The organism is Mammaliicoccus sp. RAM2 (assembly GCF_045897195.1).
GTDB classification, from domain to species: domain Bacteria; phylum Bacillota; class Bacilli; order Staphylococcales; family Staphylococcaceae; genus Mammaliicoccus; species Mammaliicoccus sciuri.
Genome location: NZ_JBJNWI010000003.1, coordinates 201,066 through 220,686, shown reverse-complemented (window position 1 = coordinate 220,686; position 19,621 = coordinate 201,066). Strand labels below are relative to the sequence as shown.

Sequence of the window (19,621 nt, the reverse complement as noted above, 5' to 3'; positions counted from 1 at the left end):
TATAGAATATTTTAATAATTATAGGTTGAAAATTTAGAACATACATATTAAGAAGGGTCAGACATGAATAATAATTTAAAAAGAGAGTTAACGTCAAGACAAATGCAAATGATTGCGATTGGTGGCACAATTGGTGTTGGTCTATTTATGGGTGCATCAAGTACGATTAAGTGGACAGGACCATCCGTGTTATTAGCTTATGCGATTGCAGGTGTATTTGTATTTTTAATTATGAGAGCTTTAGGTGAAATGGTTTACGTTTATCCAGATACAGGTTCATTTGCTAAGTTTGCAAATGATTATATTCATCCGTCATTTTCATTTGTAACAGCTGCAAGTAGTACATTTAATTGGATTATTGTCGGTATGAGTGAGGTTATAGCAGTAGGTTCGTATTTTAAATTTTGGTGGCCAGATTTACCTTCATGGATACCAGGTTTAGCTGTCGTTCTTATATTGCTTTCTGCAAACTTAGTTTCTGTTAAGTGGTTTGGTGAATTTGAATTTTGGTTTGCCGCTGTAAAGGTCGTAACGATTATATTAATGATTATTGCAGGTTTAGGCTTAATAATTTTCGGAATAGGTAATAACTTTAATCCGATTGGTGTTAGTCATTTATGGGATCATGGTGGTTTCTTTACTGGTGGTCTAAGTGGTTTCTTCTTTGCATTATCTATTGTATTTGGTTCCTATATTGGTATCGAATTAATTGGTATTACTGCCGGTGAAACGAAAGATCCACAGAAAAATATTGTAAAAGCCATTAACGGTGTTGTATGGAGAATATTAATATTCTATATCGGTTCGATTTTCGTTATTGTAACGGTTTATCCATGGGATGAAGTGAATCAAATTGGTTCACCGTTTGTTGCAACATTTGCAAAAGTAGGTATTACAGCTGCTGCAACAATTATTAACTTTGTTGTAATTACAGCAGCAATGTCAGGTTGTAACTCTGGTATTTTTAGTACGAGTCGTATGCTTTATACGTTGTCTAAACAAAAACAAATTTCTCAAATATTCTATAGAACGAATAAAAATGGTGTCCCTCATATTGCTGTTATCGCAGTATCTATCGGTATTTTCTTCGGAATCGTCTTAGATATTGTATTACCACTATTATTAGGTAAAGATACGAATATATTTGTATATGTGTTCAGCGCAGGTGTGCTTCCAGGTATGGTGCCATGGTTCGCTATTTTAATTAGTCATATGAATTTTAGAAAGAGAGAACAAATTAAAGACCATCCATTTAAAATGCCATTCGCGCCGGTCAGTAATATTATCACAATTATTATGCTTATACTGGTTGTTATTGGTATGATGTTCAATGGTGAAACACGAATTTCAGTCATAATCGGAATCGTATTTATCGCGATTGTTAGTTTGTACGCATTTATTAAAAAGCCATAATATATGAATAAAAATACATGTGCATTTTATTTGCATATGTATTTTTTTATAGTCTGAATTAAAATTATAGTAAAGTTATTTGATAACTATGAATTGTTATATAACAGTTAAATAAAGGGTTTTATAAAATAAATATTCAAAATTGACTATAGACATCATTTTCTGAATATTATATAATTGATAACAGTTATCAATTAATAGGAGGACATCATGAATAAATATTCAAGAATTTTTATGGCGGTATTAGTTGTTTCGGCAATGTTTCTAGCAGCGTGTGGCAATAATAAAGGTAGTGAAGCAGGTGCTAAGAAATCTGAAACGATAGAAATAAAAGATGAATTAGGTACTCAAAAAGTTAAGAAGAATCCTAAAAATATTGTCGTATTAGAGTATTCTTTTGCAGATGCGGTTAAAAATCTTGGCAATACACCAGTTGGTATTGCGGACGATAATAAGAAAGAAATTATTAAAAAATTATATGGTGAAGATGTGAAATATACATCAGTTGGTACGCGTAAACAACCAAACTTAGAATCTATCAGTTCACTTAAACCAGATTTGATTATAGCGGATGTTCAACGTCATAAAGGTATAAGTGAAGACTTGAAGAAAATTGCACCAACACTTGTATTGAAAAGTAGAGAAGCAAGCTATGATGATGTGAATGGTTCATTTAAAACAATTGGTAAAGCTTTAGGTAAAGAAGATAAAGCTAAACAATTACTTGAAGATCAAGATGCAAAAATTAAAAAAGCTAAAGATAAAGTAACTACTAAAGAAAACAAAGGTGAAAAAGTATTGATTGCAGTTGCGAGAGAAGATGCATTTCAAGCTCATACATCTACTTCTTATGCTGGCCAGCTATTAACGAAATTGGGATTAGATAATGCTGTAGAATCTAAAAATGCATATGAAGATGTTAATTTAGAAAATTTATCTAAAATTAATCCGGATAAAATCATTTTTACAACTGATAAAAAGAATCCAATAACAGATGATTGGAAAGAAAAAGCGATTTGGAAAGACCTTAAAGCATATAAAAAAGGTCAAATATATCAAGTAGATAGAGACTTCTGGACGAGATTCAGAGGTATCAATGCCAATGAATATATCATAAAAGATTTACAAAAATATAACGAAAAGAAATAAATACTTGAACAATGAACGTACATACAATTGTCCGTTCATTGTTTTATTTCTGAGTTGAGTTGGTGATGTTATGAAAAAAGAAACAGTAATCATTATAGTATCAGTCATAATTTTAATTTTAGGGATTTTTATAAATTTAAGCTTTGCTTCATCAATTATGAGTTTTAAAACGATATTTCATGCTTTATTACATAATGATCACTCGAAAGATACATTAATTATTAGAACGGTAAGACTACCAAGACTATTAGTTGCGATTATGGTTGGCGTGAGTTTAGCTTTAGCAGGTACAATCATGCAAGGTATTACGAGGAATGCACTTGCTTCACCTCAAACATTTGGTATTAATGCTGGTGCTTCATTGGTGCTTGTGGCGGCATTGGTTTTCTTTCCTGATTATAATGGTAACCAAAATGCGTATATTGGCTTTATTGGTGCGATTTTAGGTGGCGTGATTGTTTATACCTTTATTTATGGACATGAGAATAATCAAGTTCGTTTAGCCTTAGCGGGTATGACCATTCATTTGTTACTATCTTCGGTCACTGAAGTATTGATATTAATGAATGAAAATGCCACAGATATTCTATATTGGTTAACAGGTTCTTTAAACGGTAAAGATTGGGATAGTGTGGAAGTCTTATTACCATGGTTTGTAATCGGTACGATTATCACCATTATGTTAGCGAGACATTTAACGGTTATTTCACTTGGTGATGATTTAGCTACAAGTTTAGGTGTTTATAAGAAACTGATTTATATCGTATTTGGATTGATGGTTATTATTTTAGCAGGTTCATCTGTATCTGTTGCAGGTCCAATTGGTTTTGTAGGGTTAATTGCACCTCATATATCTAAGAGGTTGATTAGAGGCGGTTATGAAAGACATATTATATTAACGGCACTGATTGGTGCGGTATTACTCGTATATTCAGATGCGTTATCACATATTATTGCATATCCTTATGAATCGCCCGTTGGGATTGTAACAGCTTTAATAGGCGGTCCATTCTTCCTTTACTTATGTAAAAATGGAAGGAGTGTTCAAAAAGGATGAAACTTAAATGGAAATATATCATCGTTTCACTCGTACTATTGGTCGCATTATTCATTAATCTACAAGTTGGTTCTCAGTTTATAGGTATATCAAAGATTATATCTACATTTATTGGTTTTTCAGATGATTATGATTTTGTCGTTTATAATTATAGATTGCCAAGAATGATTATTTCATTGATTGGTGGAGGCTTATTAGGTGTATCTGGAGCAATTGTCCAAAGCATACTGAGAAATCCTTTAGCATCGCCAGATATTATTGGTGTCACAAAAGGTGCAGGATTGTTTGCGGTTGCGCAAACATTATTGTTACCAGCACTACCATTTTATTTCTTAGGTATTGCTTCATTTATTGGTGCAGTTGTACTCATCATGCTTATAATGCTTATCGGTAAATTGTTCCAAGCAAGTACATACACAATAGCATTAATAGGTGTTGCTTTAAGTGCGATATGTCAGGCAGGTCTTCAATATTTTATGATCAGATATCCAGACAATATTAATACGACATTATTGTGGTTGTCAGGAAGTGTATGGGGACGTAATTATGATGACTTATGGTTCTTTATACCTGGAGTTGTGGTGTTGCCGCTTATTTTCTTATTTGCTCGTAAAATTGACATATTAAGTTTAGGAGATGAATCTGCTGTCAGTTTAGGAGAAAAAGTATCGCTCATTAGAAATGTATATCTTGTAATGGCAGCAATTTGTGTTGGTTCTGTTGTGTCAGTAACAGGAACAATTGGCTTTATAGGATTAATTGCACCTCATATAGCAAGGCTACTAGCAGGACCAAAAGCCATTAAATTGTTACCATTGTCAGCTTTAATAGGTTCAATATTCCTATTAGTAGCAGACGCAATAGGTAAAGGGTTGTTTCCTCCACTCGAAATTCCTGCAGGTGTTGTAACAGCCATTATAGGTGCACCTTATTTCTTATATTTATTAAAAAAATCTCAAAGTGTATAGAGAGTTATTTAGCCGAAACAGTCATGATTGTTTCGGCTCTTTGATAGGCAAAAATATTTCTTGAGAAATATTGCTGTGATAACATTGCATTAAAAAGAATATTAAGGAAGTGTAAGTGTGTCTAATCAATCTGCTTTATTAGTAATGGATATGCAAAATGGTATTGTCGGTAGCTTATCTAATTCGAGTGAAATCATTGATAAAAATAAAAAGGCTATCGAAAGTGCTAGGAAACATCAAATCCCAGTTATTTTTGTGAGAGTAGCTTTTTCAAAAGGATTTTATGAAGTGTCGCCTTACAACAAATCATTTTCACGTATTAAAGCAAGTGGACAACAAATGAGTGTGAATGACGCATCAACTCAAATTATAGACGAACTTGCACCAAATGAAGATGAAGTCGTTGTTACAAAACATCGCTTTAGCGCTTTTACAGGTAGTAATTTAGAAGTGTTATTGCGTGGTATGCAAGTGGATCACCTTATTTTAACAGGTGTTGTAACAAGTGGTGTTGTGTTATCTACTTTAGTTGAAGCGGCAGATAAAGACTTTGAATTAACAGTCTTATCAGATGCGATGACAGACAGAGATATTGAAACACATCAATTTCTAATTCATAAGATTTTTCCTAGGTATGCGGAAGTAACTGAGACGATAGAATGGTCAAATACAATCGTATAGATAGGAGATAATTTTTATGCGTCAAGTTTCGAGTGAAGAAGCCTTTAATACGAAACTATACCCACCGATGATTTTAGGATCAATATTGAATCCGATTAATTCTTCTATGTTAGCTGTTGCACTTATACCAATTGCACAAGCCTTCGGTATACCTTTTTATCAAACAACATGGCTTGTGTCATCGTTATATTTAGCAACAAGTATTGGTCAACCGGTTATAGGTAAACTTATAGATATATTTGGTCCAAGAGGATTATTTTTATTTGCTACAAGTTTAGTAGGAGTAGCGAGTTTGATTGCGATTTTTACACCATCTTTTTATGGATTAGTATTAGCAAGATTTCTTATAGGTATTGGTACTTGTGCAGGTTATCCTTCAGCAATGTATTTAATCAGTTATGAGGGCAAGCGCACAGGTAAAGATAGTCCAAGTAAAATATTAACAATGCTATCTATATCCAATCAGACGATTTCTGTTATTGGTCCAACAATCGGTGGTTTGTTAATTCATAGTGGCGGTTGGCAAGCTATATTCTTAGTCAATATTCCACTTTCCATCCTTTCATTCGTATTTGGATTTTTATATTATCCAAAAGTTGAAAGTCCAAAGAAATTAAATGCATTAAAAGAACAGATAGACTTTATAGGTATAACGTTGTTTACAATTACTTTAACAACATGGATGATTTTCTTTATGGAGCCAGATCAATCCATTTTTTATCTATTTATAATTGGACTGTTCAGTTTGATTACTTTTATTATCATGGAACTCAAATCTAAAAAACCATTTATTGATCTAAGAGTACTTGCTCACAATGGTGCTTTAAATAATACTTATATAAGATCACTTCTTACAGCTGTTATTTCTTATAGTGTGCTATATGGATATGTTCAATGGCTAGAAGAGGGGAGAGGATTGACTGCAGCACATGCAGGACTCATGATGTTACCTCAATTCTTGGTTGGGATTTTTATGGCACAATTAACAGGTACAAGGCTATCAATTAAGTTCAAACTATATTTAGGCACAATTTGTGCACTCATAACAATGATAGGCTTCCAATTTATTCATGCCGATACACCATTATGGATATTAATATTATTAGCTGCAATTTTTGGTGTGCCACAAGGATTATTAAATTTAGCAAATCAAAATGCACTTTATCATCAAGCATCAAAATCAATGATAGGCATGTCAGCAGGATTATTAAGAACTGCGATGTATATCGGTGCAATCGTATCATCCACGCTCATTAGTACTTTATTCAAAGGTGACCACATCACAAATGGTATACATGAATTAGGTCTATTCTGTATGCTGATTGGCATAGTTATCATCATTCTAACCTTTGTCAGTAGACGTTCATTAAGCACAAGGTAGACTGCGGGTTGTCTGATGTTAGAGAGAGGGGAGTGTGTTTAGGAGTGGTTGCTTTAAGTTAGATGTCTTGGCTTAAGTACTGAGTAAAGCCAAGAAACCACCAAATTTCACATTCCTCATCAAAAAAGAGCTAGGACATTTATCCTAGCTCTTTTCATATTTATTTCATTTCTTTAAAGGCTTTTGAGAATATTTCTCTTTGTTTTTCTAATGAAATTGGATCGTTATATTGAGTTTCTGTTACATCAAATTTAACGACGTGATTATTTTTCTTAGCTTCTGTATTTGCCCAAACATTTGTATCTTCGAATGGTGCTTTCTGATTTCCGTTTGCTGCGATTACAACAAAATCACCTAAATATTTATCGAATTCTTCAGGTGTTATTGTGATAGCATTTGTTTTTTCTGTTGTTTTTTTTAGGTCTTTTGGTTGTTTCAAGCCCCAACCGCTATATAAAATTTCAGTACCTCTACCTAATTCATCACTGAATGCCATAAGTCCTTTTGGTGTTTGTTGTAAGACTGTTGCTGTTTTTCCTTTGGTAAGTGGTTCTAAATCTTTTTTATCATCTTTAAGTTTTTTATCCCATTCTTTAATCCACTCTTTAGCTTGGTCTTCTTCGCCGACTAATTCTGCTAATTTAGTTGTATTATCTTTATATGTAGAAGTCATTGCATCAAAAGTAACGGTAGGTGCAATTTTTTTGAGTTTATTAAGGTTTTTGTCTTGTGCACTTGTAATAATGAGATCTGGTTTTGTTTTTGCAACTTGTTCAACATTTGTTTGATCTATTTTTTTAGCATCTTTCGTAACATCTTTAAGTACCTTATTTTGATTAATAAATTCTGGTACTGCTACTGGTGTATGTTTGAACTTAACTAATGCGCCGACATATGTAGGATGTAATACTGTAATTCGTTTAGGATCTTTTGGTACATCAACTTTCTTACCATTATCCATCGTAAACGACTTTGTATCAGAGCTTGAATCTTTCTTACTACTTGAATCTTTATTGTCATTGTTGTTCCCGCATGCTGCAACAAATAAAATTAACGTTAATACTAAAATTAATACCTTTTTCATTAAAAAACCTCCCCAATTCATTGATATTGATAATCTTTCTCAATTGTATCAAAATATTGTGATTATACAATAGGTTTTGTAAAATTTAAAGAGTGCAATTATTTGAATATCATATTTTTACCATGTATATTTAACGTAGTAAATTCGATTGGAAAGGAGTGAAGGCGTAATGGAATGGCTCATAGGTTTATTAGGTGAAGAAATATTAATTAATTATGTTGCATTTAGCATACATTATTTCATTCCTGTGTTATTAACGCTCTTGTTTGTCTACTTGCAAATGCAAGCAAACATCAAGCTCCACAAAGATTGGATTGTAAGATTTTCAACTGAAGTAGAGGATCAATACATTTTTGAATGGATAGTCCCTATTTTAAGGTGGAGAACACGTTGCTTATCCAAGACCGTCGATGAAGAAGACGCTAGTCCAATATATTAACGCATAATTAATATATTGGAGGAGAAATTTTGAAAAAATTATATACAGTTTTAGCATTTTTAGCAGTATCGATATTACTAAGTGGATGTGCACCACAAGAAGGTGGTGTATTTTATACTTCATTAGTAGAACCATTCATTTATTTGATTAAATTTTTTGCATCATTCTTTAATAATAGTTACGGCATTGGCATTATCATCGTTACCATATGTGTAAGACTAATTGTTATGCCGTTTATGTTGCGTTCTTTTAAAGGACAGAAGAAAATGCAATTTAAAATGAAGAAAATAAAACCACAAATGGATGAAATTAATGAGAAGATGAAATCAGCTAAAGATGAACAAGAACGTGCGCAATATAGCCAAGAAATGATGGCTTTATATAAAGAACATGGCGTAAATCCTTTAAATATGGGATGTTTACCAATGATTATACAGATGCCGATACTAATGGCATTGTACTTTGCAATATCTCATAATGATGCACTTGCAAGTCATAGTTTCGCATGGTTTAACCTTGGTACACCAAATATATTTATGGCTCTGATTGCCGGAGCACTCTATTTATTACAAGCATATTTATCAACAAAATATTTACCAGAAGAATCAAAAGGACAAATGAAATACATCATGTATATCAGTCCAATTATGATATTTATTGTAAGTATGAGCACACCAGCAGCACTGCCATTATATTGGAGTGCAAGTGCGATCGTACTCATCGTTCAACAATATATATCTAATAAGTACTTTAATTATCACGAAGACGAACTTCAAACAAGTTCATAAATAACAAAAGACGCTCAAGAATTGAGCGTCTTTTTATGAATAAAAAACATAAAAAATAACCTTCTATTCGCTTTAGCGTGCATATAGAAGGTTATTAAAATTATGTACAGATACCGTCACTTAAACGGGCTTGTTGAGGTAACGTGTTCCAGCACATTACCTTTATTTGATTATAGAATATCATGAAAAAATACAATTTGTCTAGTGACTTAAACACCTGAAGCTCAATTCTCGAGCTTCTTTTTCTTTCTTCTCTTAATGATTTCATATGTAATCAAAATAACAACAATCACCATCATAGGGTATATTCTGTAATCGGAAGAAACAAATAATCTAATTAAGATGAATGCGATAATTAATGAGCTAAACTGTATTAAGTATTCTTTAGTAAAGATATTATATCTATCTTTTTTATATTTATTATTTTCTAAAACTAGTGGTGTAGCTACTGATATTCCTATTATTGCACCAATTAATGTCGCTAAATCCACTTTGTTGAAGATAATAAGTTGGGTTAATACAAGGATTGAAATCATATACAATCCATACGTCACACTATAAAACAACTTCTCCTTCATCCTTCCCAGCTCCTTAATTTAAATGGATTTTGAAGTTTACACCTTTTGTAGTGGGCATAATTTTAAAGGTTCCGTTATGAAATGTGATGCAATCCATAATGATCGTTGAACCGATACCGTGTCCTTCTTTGTTGTCTTTTGTGGTGTAATTTGAATGAAGCATATGTTTCTCTGTCGTCTTACTTATGCCAACACCGTCATCTTTATAATTAATTTCTAAACCTTCATTTATATTCTTAATGTTGATTTCAATGTTTGGGTTACGTTTATTATGATCGATACTATTATCTATAAGGTTCATCATCATACGTTCAAAATATAGTTTATTGCCATAAAATCTTTGTTCTGTTAACTGATTGATAATTTCAAGTTTGTCGTATTGTATGGTCCTTTTCAGCTGCTTTAATGTTTCTGTAATATCGAATGATTCTTTATGAATGGTCATTTGATCTGTTTCATATCTGAAGTTATTGTTTAAACTATCAATCAACTCAGTCATATATGCAGCTTTGTCTGAAATTAAAATTGCATATTTCTTAGTATCTATTTCTTCTGATGATAATAGTTTGGCGTAACCATAAATAGATGTTAAAGGTGATTTTAAATCATGAGATAGCTGATTAAGCCATTTCTCGCGGTAGTAATTAATTTGATTTTGATAAATTTTATCTTCAGTCAGTTGTAGGTTTAAGCTTTCTACAGAATCATTCAGTTCTTTAAATAATTTTTTGCTTCTTTTGTTGTAGTGTTTGGAGCTTGGTTTAAACAATTTACCTTTAGAAAGGTTTTCTATCCAATCCGTATAGAAGAATAATGGCTTAGAAAGTCTTTTAGAAATGATAAATGCGAAAATGATTACTAAAATCATGTTGAGTAAAAGTAATAACAAATAAGATAGGGCTAAAAATTTAAATGTCTTGTTTTCGATATCATTAAACTCATCTGTATATTGAACTTTATGATAAGCAGGATTATCTATAAATGTTAATTGATTATCCTTTTCGATATGATAATACTTATTGTAATTATTGATATACAAGCTACTTATTAATTTTTTAGTATCAATTTCTTCTATTGAATGTATGTGATGGTTGTGCGATTTTGGATAAATTAATATAACGCTATAGTCATCGCTTCTAAAAGGAATGGCTTGTGTATTGTATAAGTTTTTAATAATTTTATTTTTTAAATTCATTTGTTTTTTAGGATAAAGGACATTGGCATCTTTATCGACAATATACAACTGAACATGATTGTCTTTTAATTTTTGTTTTAAATCATCATTTAGTTTATAGCCGTTTTCTTCATTTGATATTGAAAAATCCATATAAAAATCATCAACTTCTTCTATATCGGAATAAGCAATTTTTACAACGTTTGTAAAGAAAAGCCATATGCCAATAACACCTATAATAAAAGTAATCGTAAGAAAAATAAAAATGTATTTCGTGAATTTCCATGTGAACCTTTTATTCATTTCATTAACCTCTGTATATGTAACCTTTACCTCGAACTGTCTGTATCAGTTGAGGATTATTCGGGTCATCTTCTATTTTTTTGCGTAATGTTCGAATGTGTACCATTAATGTATTGTCATCCACACTTATGGAATACCCCCATACACGTTCGTATATTTGACTCTTCGTCAAAACTTGATTTTTATTTTTAATAAAATATGCGAGAAGGTCATACTCTCTTGAAGTCAGATTAGCTTTCTTATTATTTGTAATGACGTCAGTTGTATCTAGATTGACTTGCAAGTTCTTATTGTGATGCGTATTGATATTTTTAATATGTACAGATACGCGATAAGCAAGCTCAATAGGATCAAATGGTTTCTTCACATAATCTACGGCACCATTTTCAAACCCTTTATAAACATCCAAATCTGAATCTTTCGCTGTCACGATTATAAGTTTTGTATCTTCATGTTTAATATATTTGACGAGTTCATAGCCGTTTTCTGATTTTAAGTTTAAATCAAGCAACACGACATCAAAGCGATGCGCTTTTAATTTCGCTTCAGCTTCTGGTTTGTCACTTGCTAAATATATATCACCTAATTGTTTATTGGATAAGGATATTTTTATCAATGTTTGTATATCTAAGTCATCTTCTACTATTAATATTTTGGCAGTCATTTTTACACCTCTATATAATTGTATATTTTCATTTTATATGTATCTACAGGTATATGTAAAATTAAGTCAGATTTAAGGTTTATATAAGTCAGATTTTATTTTAACTTGCTAATATAATATGTGAGGTGAATAGAATGAACAGAATAGAAGTTGCTGATGCACTAAGAGGGTTTAGTTTATTTGGCATATTTATGGCCAATTTATTAATTTTTCAATTTGGTTTAACAGGGCAATTGTACATAGATCAATATCATTTAAGTGGTGTGAATCAAACCATTTATTATGTTATCAAGATTATATTTGAAGGTAGCTTTATGCCTATTTTTGCGATTTTATTTGGATTTTCTTTAGATAAGCTTTATCAATCTATGAAAAGTAAACAAATTAAACGTCCAAGAATTAAACTGTTAAGAAGAGCCATATTCTTATTAATATTAGGTAGTTTACATGCTTATTTTATATGGGAAGGAGATATCTTATTTGGTTATGCACTATCAATGTTAATCGTGATTCCATTTATATCATTGAATCGTAAATTTTTTAAATGGGTTACGATCGTTGGATTTGGGATGATATTAGCGTTGTCGATTGTTTCTTTATTTGATACTTCCGGTCCTATTATTGAAACAAGTGATAAAGCTTCGTATGTGCACGAAGTTAAAACATTATTTAGTGAAGGTAGTTATTGGGACATTCGTGAAGCGGATGACAATATTAAAGATCCACAATTAATGCAATTAAAATCAATGCTTGGCGATAATATAGGATGGTTATTTGTAATGATTTTCTTTATAGAAGTTCCATATTTCACACTAGGCATATGTTTATCTAAATATAAATGGTTTGAAAAACGTATCGAAGACCAACGCATTTCTAAATGGTTTATATATCTTATACCAGTATCGATATTAGGGAAGTCCTCTTATTTATGGTTATCGAATGAAAATGCGGCTGAGAGTATCACAATGATATTCGGTATATTGTTAGCGATTGGCTTTATTTGTTTATTTAAATACTTATATCAAACGTATCAACAAAACGTAATATTTAGAGGGTTTGAAAGTCTCGGTAAAATGTCGTTATCTATGTATATTTTACAAAGTATTATCGGAACACTCATATTATATGGCTATGGATTAGGATTCTTCGGAAAAGATGTACTTTTAGTGACGACGATTAGTTTTATTTTAATTTATGTATTACAAATGCTTTTAGCATCATGGTATCAAAAGCATTGGCGATATGGTCCGCTAGAATATATACTTCGAATGTTTACACATTGGAAAATTAAAGTAGGAAAAAGGAGATGAAATAATAATGATAGAAATAGTTAAGAAAGTCGCACGCATATTATTTGTCGTATTTTCAGGACTATTAGTTGCAAGATATGTCATTCAGCAGCTGAATCAATTTACTAATTTGCATTTAAGCTGGTTCTATTTAGAACATGTGCCATATAGTTTCATTATCATTGTTATTTTATACTTCATCTGTATTGTAGTTTATAGTTCATTGCGTACATATGGACAAAGTGATTAGTTTAAATATATAAAGAAAAGGAGCAGGACGTATTGTCCAGCTCCCTTTTTTGATTGCTATTCTTTTGGCTTAATAGATTTAACATTTTTAAATCCACTTTTCATACTTGCAAGGTGTTCCATAAAATCATGCCACTCTGTACCAGCTTCTTCAAACGTTTGCTGTAATAATTCATTTTGCGCTTGGTTCAATTTATGAACTAAAGCACTACCTTCTTCTGTAGGGTATAAATGTTTTACACGTCTATCATTGTCAGAATCTACATATCTAATTAATTTTTTTTCTTTTAATTTTTTTAATGAAGCGTGGGATGCTTGTTTAGATATTTCAAGTGTATCTAATAAATCTTTAATTGTTATACCTGGCATTTGATCTATAAAAAATAAAAATCTATGATGCTGTCTGTTCATGCCATGATTTTTAATAATATCGTCAGCTGTATTGATAAATGTTTTGTACGCGAAATAAAAAAGCATATGATCATAATTGTTTTTATTATCCATCGTGTCGACTCCTTTTCAACTATTATAAAGGATAGTTGTTAAAATTTCATTTTTAGGTCAATGATATTGACTTAATTTCAAAGTAGGTATATACTAAGAATTGTTATAGGGATTATTAAACATTTGATATTTAATCAAAGGTTTATTTTTTACATTAATAGGTCAACTATATTGACTTAAATTGATTCGTAAAAATAGAAAAGGAGAATCGGATATGAAAAAACGTGTTGGGGAATATTTAATGGATTCATTAAGTACAGTAGGAGTAGAAAAAGTATTTGGTGTTCCTGGAGATTTTAATTTAGCATTTTTAGATGATATTGTAAGTAGAGAAGATATGGAATGGGTAGGCAATACGAATGAATTAAATGCAAGTTATGCTGCGGATGGATATGCAAGAATGAATGGTATCAGTGCAATGGTCACTACATTTGGAGTTGGTGAACTAAGTGCAGTTAATGGTATTGCAGGATCTTATGCAGAACGCGTGCCAGTAATAGCTATTACAGGTGCACCAACAACAGTTGTTGAAGAAGCGGGTAAATATGTTCACCATTCATTAGGTGAAGGTAAGTTTGATAGTTATAGAAAAATGTTTAAAGAAATTACAACTGCTCAAGGTTATATAACAGTAGAAAATGCTCAGACTGAAATTCCAAGATTAATTAATGCAGCATTAGCTGAAAAAAGACCTGTCCATATACATTTACCAATCGATGTAGCACAAGCAGAAATTGAAGTTGAAGAAGCTTTCAAACCAGCCGAAATAATCAATCAAGATGTTTCTCAATACATCGAAATGGTACAACAAAAATTAAAAACAGCTCAGCAACCTGTTATCATTACTGGTCATGAAATTAATAGCTTTAAATTACATGATGAATTAGAACGCTTTGTTGAACTAACACAAATTCCAGTTGCACAACTTTCTTTAGGTAAAGGTGCATTTAATGAAGAAAGTCGTTATTATATGGGTATTTATGATGGTAGTATCGCAGAAGAAGATATTAGAAATTATGTAGATAACAGTGATGCTATTTTAAATATTGGTGCTAAATTAACAGATTCAGCGACTGCAGGTTATTCTTATGGATTTGATATTGATGATGTCGTAATGATCAATCATTTAGATTTCAAATTAAATGATACAACTTCATCAAAATTTACATTACCAAGTCTAATGAACGGATTACTTGATATAGAATATAAAAATGAAGCACATTTCCCAGAAAATAATCGTCCAGAAAAAGGTGATTACACAGTTGATAATGAACCACTCACACAAGAAACTTACTTTAAAATGATGCAAGATTTTATCGGATTAGATGATATAATTTTAGCAGAACAAGGTACTTCATTCTTCGGTGCGTATGACCTTAACTTATACAAAGATAATACATTTATTGGACAACCATTATGGGGATCAATCGGTTATACATTACCAGCAACAATCGGTACACAAATGTCTAATTTATATAGAAGAAATATCCTATTAATTGGTGATGGTTCATTACAATTAACAGCACAAGATATATCAACAATGATTAGAAATGACCTTAAACCTGTTATTTTTGTTATTAATAATGATGGATACACAGTTGAAAGAAAAATCCACGGCGAACACCAATTATATAATGATATTCAAATGTGGGACTACAAAATGTTACCAGCCGTATTTGGCGGTAAAGATACAGTAGCCGTACACGACGTAGAAACATCTGCCGATTTAGAAAATGTATTCTTAAAAATTAACAATGAACCTAATCAAATGCATTTCATAGAAGTGAAAATGGGCGTTTCAGACGCACCAGAAAAACTAGACGCAATCGGACAAGCATTCTCAAAACAAAATAGTTAATACAAAGAGTCAGGGACATAATGTAACGTCTCTGACTCTTTTAGTATCTTGGCAGTAGATGACTGAGTTGAAAATGCGCTTGTAGCAAGCTTTTTTCAACTCTAGTCATCCTTTCCGGGGCGGGACTAGGAAATCTTTTTATCTAAATTAGATTTCTGTCCCGCTCCCATTTTTTTATGTGAAGAGGATGGAGAAGGGTTAGACGGGTGTAGCAATTTCTTCAACTAATTTATTTAATTCTAGAATATTATTTTTACAGGTTGATTTCAGTTTGTTTCTTGAGGAATTAATACCATCTTCTACATATACTTTTGCAGCATCACTCCATGTAGCTCTACCACATAATACACCATTAAACTTAGATCCTGACTTATATGCGAAGTTTAATGTATCTATAAATAATTGTGATGACACGCCAGCACTTAAAAATATAAACGGTAGGTTGGTAGCATTAGATTGTTCCAGGAAGAATTCAGCAGCTTCCTCTTTTGTATAAACATATTCATTCTTAGCATATCCCTCTACAAAGTTCATATTAACTGGAACTTCTACTTTTAGTACATCAACATTAAATCTTGATTCACTGTAAAGACGCATGGCATTAATCACTTTATATGGCTTTATCTTAGCAAACTCAATTCCCTTTTCATCACCAATAGAGTCATCATATGTTAAAATTTCTAGGAAAAAAGGTAATGATTCTGATACACATTCACTACCAACTCTTTCTACAAAAGCTTCTTTTTGACTATTTATTTCTTCTGACTCATTAATGTCTACATAGATTAGAAGTTTGATGGCATCTGCACCTTTAGATTTCAAGTTTTTGACTGAACAATTTGGAATTAAGTCAGGAAATCTTCCTGGTGTTTTTTTATCATAACCTGTTTTTTCATATGCCATAATTAAACCACAATTTTCATCTCTTATATTAGCTGCTTCTTTACCAAATTCAGGATCTAATAATATAGATGATGCATAAGGTGTTAATTCATTTGAGACTAATTCTTTAAAATTAGATATTTCAGTATTTGAAATATTTTCGCCCATCATTCTTTTTAAAGCACCTCTTTGATCTATAGCTAATGCAGTAATAATGCCTTTATTGTTAGTTAGTTTTTTTAAGGATTTCATTTCTTATTCACTCCACTTAATAGATTTACGATTTCTTCTTTTGAATTTGAAGATATTAATTGATTTGTAAATTCTTTATCCATTAATTTTCTAGATAGGTTAGCTAAAATATTTAAATGTGCCTCACCATTATTTTCAGGTACTAATATACTTATTAAGAAATTAGTAGGTTTCCCATCTAAAGATGGCCATTCAATTTCATTATCCATTTTAATGACAATTAGACTTGCGTTACTAATTGATTTATCTGATACATGAGGTATAGCTATACCATTCTCCATGCCCGTACTACTTTCTGATTCACGTGCTTTCAAACCTTCAAAGACAGAATTGAAACTATCTGAAACATTTGTTTCAACTGATTGTTGGGCAATAAACTCTAAAGCGCTTTCTTTATTGTTGAAAGATTTATTTAAGAAAACTCGTTTACTGTCTACTAAGTTGTTAGTAGATATGATTTTAGGTTGTTCATCAGACTCATTACTTTTAGTAACATATTTTTTTTGTTCGATAGACATCAATATTCCAGCAACAAGAGCACCAATAATTATTGATACTACCCAGAAAATTGGATGAGTAACTACAGGCAATACTATAAATCCACCATGTGGGGCTGGAACTTCAACTTTCAACATATATGTGAGTATTGCAGCTATAGAAGAGCCAACCATAAGTATTGGGATAATAATAAATGGTCGTTTAGCAGCAAATGGAATCGCACCTTCAGTGATATGTGTTGAACCAAGTAAAAAGTTGACTAATCCAGCACTCGTCTCAGATTGACTGTAATATTTTCTAGATAGTAATACTGAGAATCCAGTTGCTAATGGAGGAACTATACATGCAGCTGATACTCCAGCCATGAAAAGATGGTTACCTTGTGCTAATAGAGCAGTACCTGTAACATACGCTGCTTTATTTACTGGTCCACCCATATCAAACGCACACATTATACCGACAATTAAACCTAAAATTATTGGATTTGAGTTTTGGAAACCTGCTAAAAAATCCATCATACCTTTATTAATAAATTCCATAGGTATTGATAAATACCACATTATAAAGCCAGCGATAAAAATACCTAAAACAGGTAGTAAAAATATTGCTTTCAAACCATCTAATGATTTAGGTAAGTCTTTTAGAGATTTTTGTAATAATAATACGATGCCACCAGCTAAGAAACCTCCTGCAATACCTCCTAGAAATCCTGTACCATTTGTATCAGCTATCATACCAACGATAAAACCTATAACTAGACCAGGCCTATTGGCTATTGATTGTGCTATATATGCACTTAGTATAGGAACCATTAGACCCATAGCTAAGCCGCCTATTGTGTTCATTTGTTCAGCGATTACATTGTATTGGTCAGATTTTGGATCAGCGGAGTATATCCCAAACATGAATGATATAGCAGTCATAACACCCCCAGCTACTACGAAAGGAAGCATATGCGAAACACCATTCATTAAATGAACATATATTTTATGCCACATATTAGACGAAGTATTTTCTTGATGCTTAGAATTATCTAATTGATTATTCTCAGATTGATAAATTGCCACATCACCTGAAATAGCTTGATCGAGTAACTGATTTGCTTGTTTAATACCTTTAGATACTGAAACGTTAATAACTTTCTTCCCTTTGAATCTATCAATATTTACATTTTTATCAGCTGCAATAATGATGACTTCTGCTTCGTCAATTTCTTTTTTACTAAATTCATTTTCAGTTCCTCTTTGCCCATGTGTTTCTACTTTAATTGTTACGTTTTTACTTTTGGCAGCATTTTCTAGTGCTTCAGCTGCCATGAAAGTATGTGCTATTCCCGTTGGACATCCTGTAACTCCTAAAAATTGATATTTCATAAATATCACCCCTGTTTAGTAACGTTTAATGTTGAAATTTTAATCTCTTTCAATAATTCTTCGGTATCGCTAAAATCTGTGAGTCCTGATTTAAATGCCGTAGAAGAACCGGCAACAACAGCTTTTTTAAGAGCAGTAGCTTCATCTAAAGTCTCTTGCAAAGTATGATAAAATGTTGCTAAAATTGTATCTCCAGCTCCAGCTGTATTTAAAACTTCACCTTTAGGAGCAGTACAATGATAACTACAATATTTATTGAAAAAATATGCTCCATTTTCTCCAACAGATACTAAAACATTTTGACAACCCTCTTTAATAAGTAGATTGGATACATATGCGATGTCTTTATCAGATTTTAGATCATGGATAGGGAAAAGGTTTTGTAACTCTTCTTCATTAGGTTTGATTAAAAACGGTTTATATTTAATAATTTCTTTTAGAATAGGATGGCTGGTATCAATAATTAATTTAAATCCTATTGAATTTGATAATTTGGCAATTGTTAATAAAATTTCACCATCAATGCCTTTGGGAAGACTTCCAGAAACAAAAAGAATATCATTACTATTCAAATTTTTTATTTTGGCTAATAATAAATTTATCTCATTTTTCTTAATGGTAGGTCCCGAATTAACAATTTTATATTCACCCTGGTTTGATTTAAGAAATACATTAATTCTAGTATTACCTTCTACTTCAATAAAATCTGTTTGAATTTTCATTTTTTCTAATTCATCTTTGACAAATTTCCCACTAAATCCTCCTACAAATCCTGTTGCGATATTAGGAGTACCTAATTTACTTAAAATTACAGATATGTTAACACCTTTCCCATTAGGTTGAAACTCATCATAAATACTTCTATTTACATAATCAGGTTTAAAATCATTCATATGAACGAACATATCAATAGCTGTATTTAATGTACAAGTGTATATCATAAGCAAACATCCTTTCTTAATAATGATTATGGCATGAGCAAGAATGAAAATGTTTACACTTTCTATGATATAGTAAAAATAAAGTGAAAATATTTA

19 protein-coding genes are annotated in these 19,621 nt (G+C 31.5%); 11 read left to right on the top strand and 8 right to left on the bottom strand.

What is annotated here, in order from left to right; translation table 11 throughout:
* Positions 1-63: 63 nt before the first annotated feature.
* The 6 genes from ACJTHF_RS06190 to ACJTHF_RS06165 all read left to right on the top strand — a co-directional run bounded on the left by ACJTHF_RS06190 (position 64) and on the right by ACJTHF_RS06165 (position 6,649).
* Positions 64-1,413, top strand: a complete 1,350-nt coding sequence (locus tag ACJTHF_RS06190) for an amino acid permease (RefSeq protein ID WP_119650230.1) — start codon at positions 64-66, stop codon at positions 1,411-1,413.
* 210 nt (positions 1,414-1,623) lie between these two features.
* Positions 1,624-2,562 carry a helical backbone metal receptor gene (locus ACJTHF_RS06185; protein ID WP_078355254.1) on the top strand — a complete coding sequence of 313 codons (939 nt, stop codon included), beginning with the start codon at positions 1,624-1,626 and terminating at the stop codon, positions 2,560-2,562.
* Positions 2,563-2,632: 70 nt separating this feature from the next.
* Positions 2,633-3,619: a FecCD family ABC transporter permease gene (locus ACJTHF_RS06180; protein WP_078355253.1), complete on the top strand. Its 987-nt coding sequence runs from the start codon at positions 2,633-2,635 to the stop codon at positions 3,617-3,619.
* Entirely contained in the window at positions 3,616-4,587 is a 972-nt protein-coding gene (locus ACJTHF_RS06175; RefSeq protein ID WP_078355252.1) for a FecCD family ABC transporter permease, read from the top strand. Before ACJTHF_RS06180 ends, ACJTHF_RS06175 begins: the two co-directional genes overlap by 4 nt.
* Before the next feature lie 117 nt (positions 4,588-4,704).
* Positions 4,705-5,268: a cysteine hydrolase family protein gene (locus tag ACJTHF_RS06170; protein ID WP_048540551.1), complete on the top strand. Its 564-nt coding sequence runs from the start codon at positions 4,705-4,707 to the stop codon at positions 5,266-5,268.
* Positions 5,269-5,284: 16 nt separating this feature from the next.
* Positions 5,285-6,649, top strand: a complete 1,365-nt coding sequence (locus ACJTHF_RS06165) for an MFS transporter (protein ID WP_078355251.1) — start codon at positions 5,285-5,287, stop codon at positions 6,647-6,649.
* A gap of 160 nt (positions 6,650-6,809) precedes the next feature.
* Here ACJTHF_RS06165 and ACJTHF_RS06160 read toward each other — a convergent pair whose 3' ends face one another.
* Entirely contained in the window at positions 6,810-7,733 is a 924-nt protein-coding gene (locus tag ACJTHF_RS06160; RefSeq protein WP_232156897.1) for an ABC transporter substrate-binding protein, read from the bottom strand.
* 169 nt (positions 7,734-7,902) lie between these two features.
* Between ACJTHF_RS06160 and ACJTHF_RS06155 the strand changes: the two genes are divergently transcribed.
* Together ACJTHF_RS06155 and yidC are read left to right on the top strand one after the other, a co-directional pair.
* Positions 7,903-8,172: a hypothetical protein gene (locus ACJTHF_RS06155; RefSeq protein WP_037590157.1), complete on the top strand. Its 270-nt coding sequence runs from the start codon at positions 7,903-7,905 to the stop codon at positions 8,170-8,172.
* 29 nt (positions 8,173-8,201) lie between these two features.
* A complete protein-coding gene (yidC, locus tag ACJTHF_RS06150; protein WP_048540554.1) occupies positions 8,202-8,960 on the top strand; it encodes a membrane protein insertase YidC in 759 nt (252 codons plus the stop codon).
* Between the two features lie 224 nt (positions 8,961-9,184).
* Here yidC and ACJTHF_RS06145 read toward each other — a convergent pair whose 3' ends face one another.
* The 3 genes from ACJTHF_RS06145 to ACJTHF_RS06135 are packed head-to-tail and all read right to left on the bottom strand — an operon-like array spanning position 9,185 to position 11,679.
* Entirely contained in the window at positions 9,185-9,538 is a 354-nt protein-coding gene (locus tag ACJTHF_RS06145; RefSeq protein WP_078355249.1) for a hypothetical protein, read from the bottom strand.
* Positions 9,539-9,551: 13 nt separating this feature from the next.
* The gene (locus tag ACJTHF_RS06140; RefSeq protein ID WP_078355248.1) at positions 9,552-11,015 is read right to left on the bottom strand and encodes a sensor histidine kinase; all 1,464 of its coding nucleotides are present in this window, start codon (positions 11,013-11,015) and stop codon (positions 9,552-9,554) included.
* Positions 11,016-11,019: 4 nt separating this feature from the next.
* Positions 11,020-11,679, bottom strand: coding sequence for a response regulator transcription factor (locus ACJTHF_RS06135; protein WP_078355247.1), 660 nt, complete (start codon positions 11,677-11,679; stop codon positions 11,020-11,022).
* A 134-nt stretch (positions 11,680-11,813) separates the two neighbouring features.
* On the opposite strand from ACJTHF_RS06135, the gene ACJTHF_RS06130 reads away from it, so the two are divergent.
* On the top strand, positions 11,814-12,989 hold the full coding sequence (locus ACJTHF_RS06130) for a DUF418 domain-containing protein (RefSeq protein ID WP_119650232.1): 1,176 nt from the start codon (positions 11,814-11,816) through the stop codon (positions 12,987-12,989).
* A 7-nt stretch (positions 12,990-12,996) separates the two neighbouring features.
* The gene (locus ACJTHF_RS06125; RefSeq protein ID WP_048540559.1) at positions 12,997-13,218 is read left to right on the top strand and encodes a hypothetical protein; all 222 of its coding nucleotides are present in this window, start codon (positions 12,997-12,999) and stop codon (positions 13,216-13,218) included.
* 56 nt (positions 13,219-13,274) lie between these two features.
* Here the strand turns inward: ACJTHF_RS06125 and ACJTHF_RS06120 are convergent, their stop codons facing one another.
* On the bottom strand, positions 13,275-13,721 hold the full coding sequence (locus ACJTHF_RS06120) for a MarR family winged helix-turn-helix transcriptional regulator (RefSeq protein ID WP_025906982.1): 447 nt from the start codon (positions 13,719-13,721) through the stop codon (positions 13,275-13,277).
* Between the two features lie 214 nt (positions 13,722-13,935).
* On the opposite strand from ACJTHF_RS06120, the gene ACJTHF_RS06115 reads away from it, so the two are divergent.
* A complete protein-coding gene (locus ACJTHF_RS06115; protein WP_232156895.1) occupies positions 13,936-15,579 on the top strand; it encodes an alpha-keto acid decarboxylase family protein in 1,644 nt (547 codons plus the stop codon).
* Between the two features lie 198 nt (positions 15,580-15,777).
* Here ACJTHF_RS06115 and lacD read toward each other — a convergent pair whose 3' ends face one another.
* Genes lacD through pfkB form a run of 3 tightly spaced genes read right to left on the bottom strand, consistent with a single transcriptional unit; the run spans position 15,778 to position 19,525 of the window.
* Positions 15,778-16,713, bottom strand: coding sequence for a tagatose-bisphosphate aldolase (lacD, locus tag ACJTHF_RS06110; RefSeq protein ID WP_078355244.1), 936 nt, complete (start codon positions 16,711-16,713; stop codon positions 15,778-15,780).
* Entirely contained in the window at positions 16,710-18,584 is a 1,875-nt protein-coding gene (locus ACJTHF_RS06105; protein WP_232156893.1) for a fructose-specific PTS transporter subunit EIIC, read from the bottom strand. The genes lacD and ACJTHF_RS06105 overlap by 4 nt, the downstream gene beginning before the upstream one ends.
* Before the next feature lie 5 nt (positions 18,585-18,589).
* Positions 18,590-19,525, bottom strand: a complete 936-nt coding sequence (pfkB, locus tag ACJTHF_RS06100) for a 1-phosphofructokinase (RefSeq protein WP_078355242.1) — start codon at positions 19,523-19,525, stop codon at positions 18,590-18,592.
* Positions 19,526-19,621 lie beyond the last annotated feature (96 nt).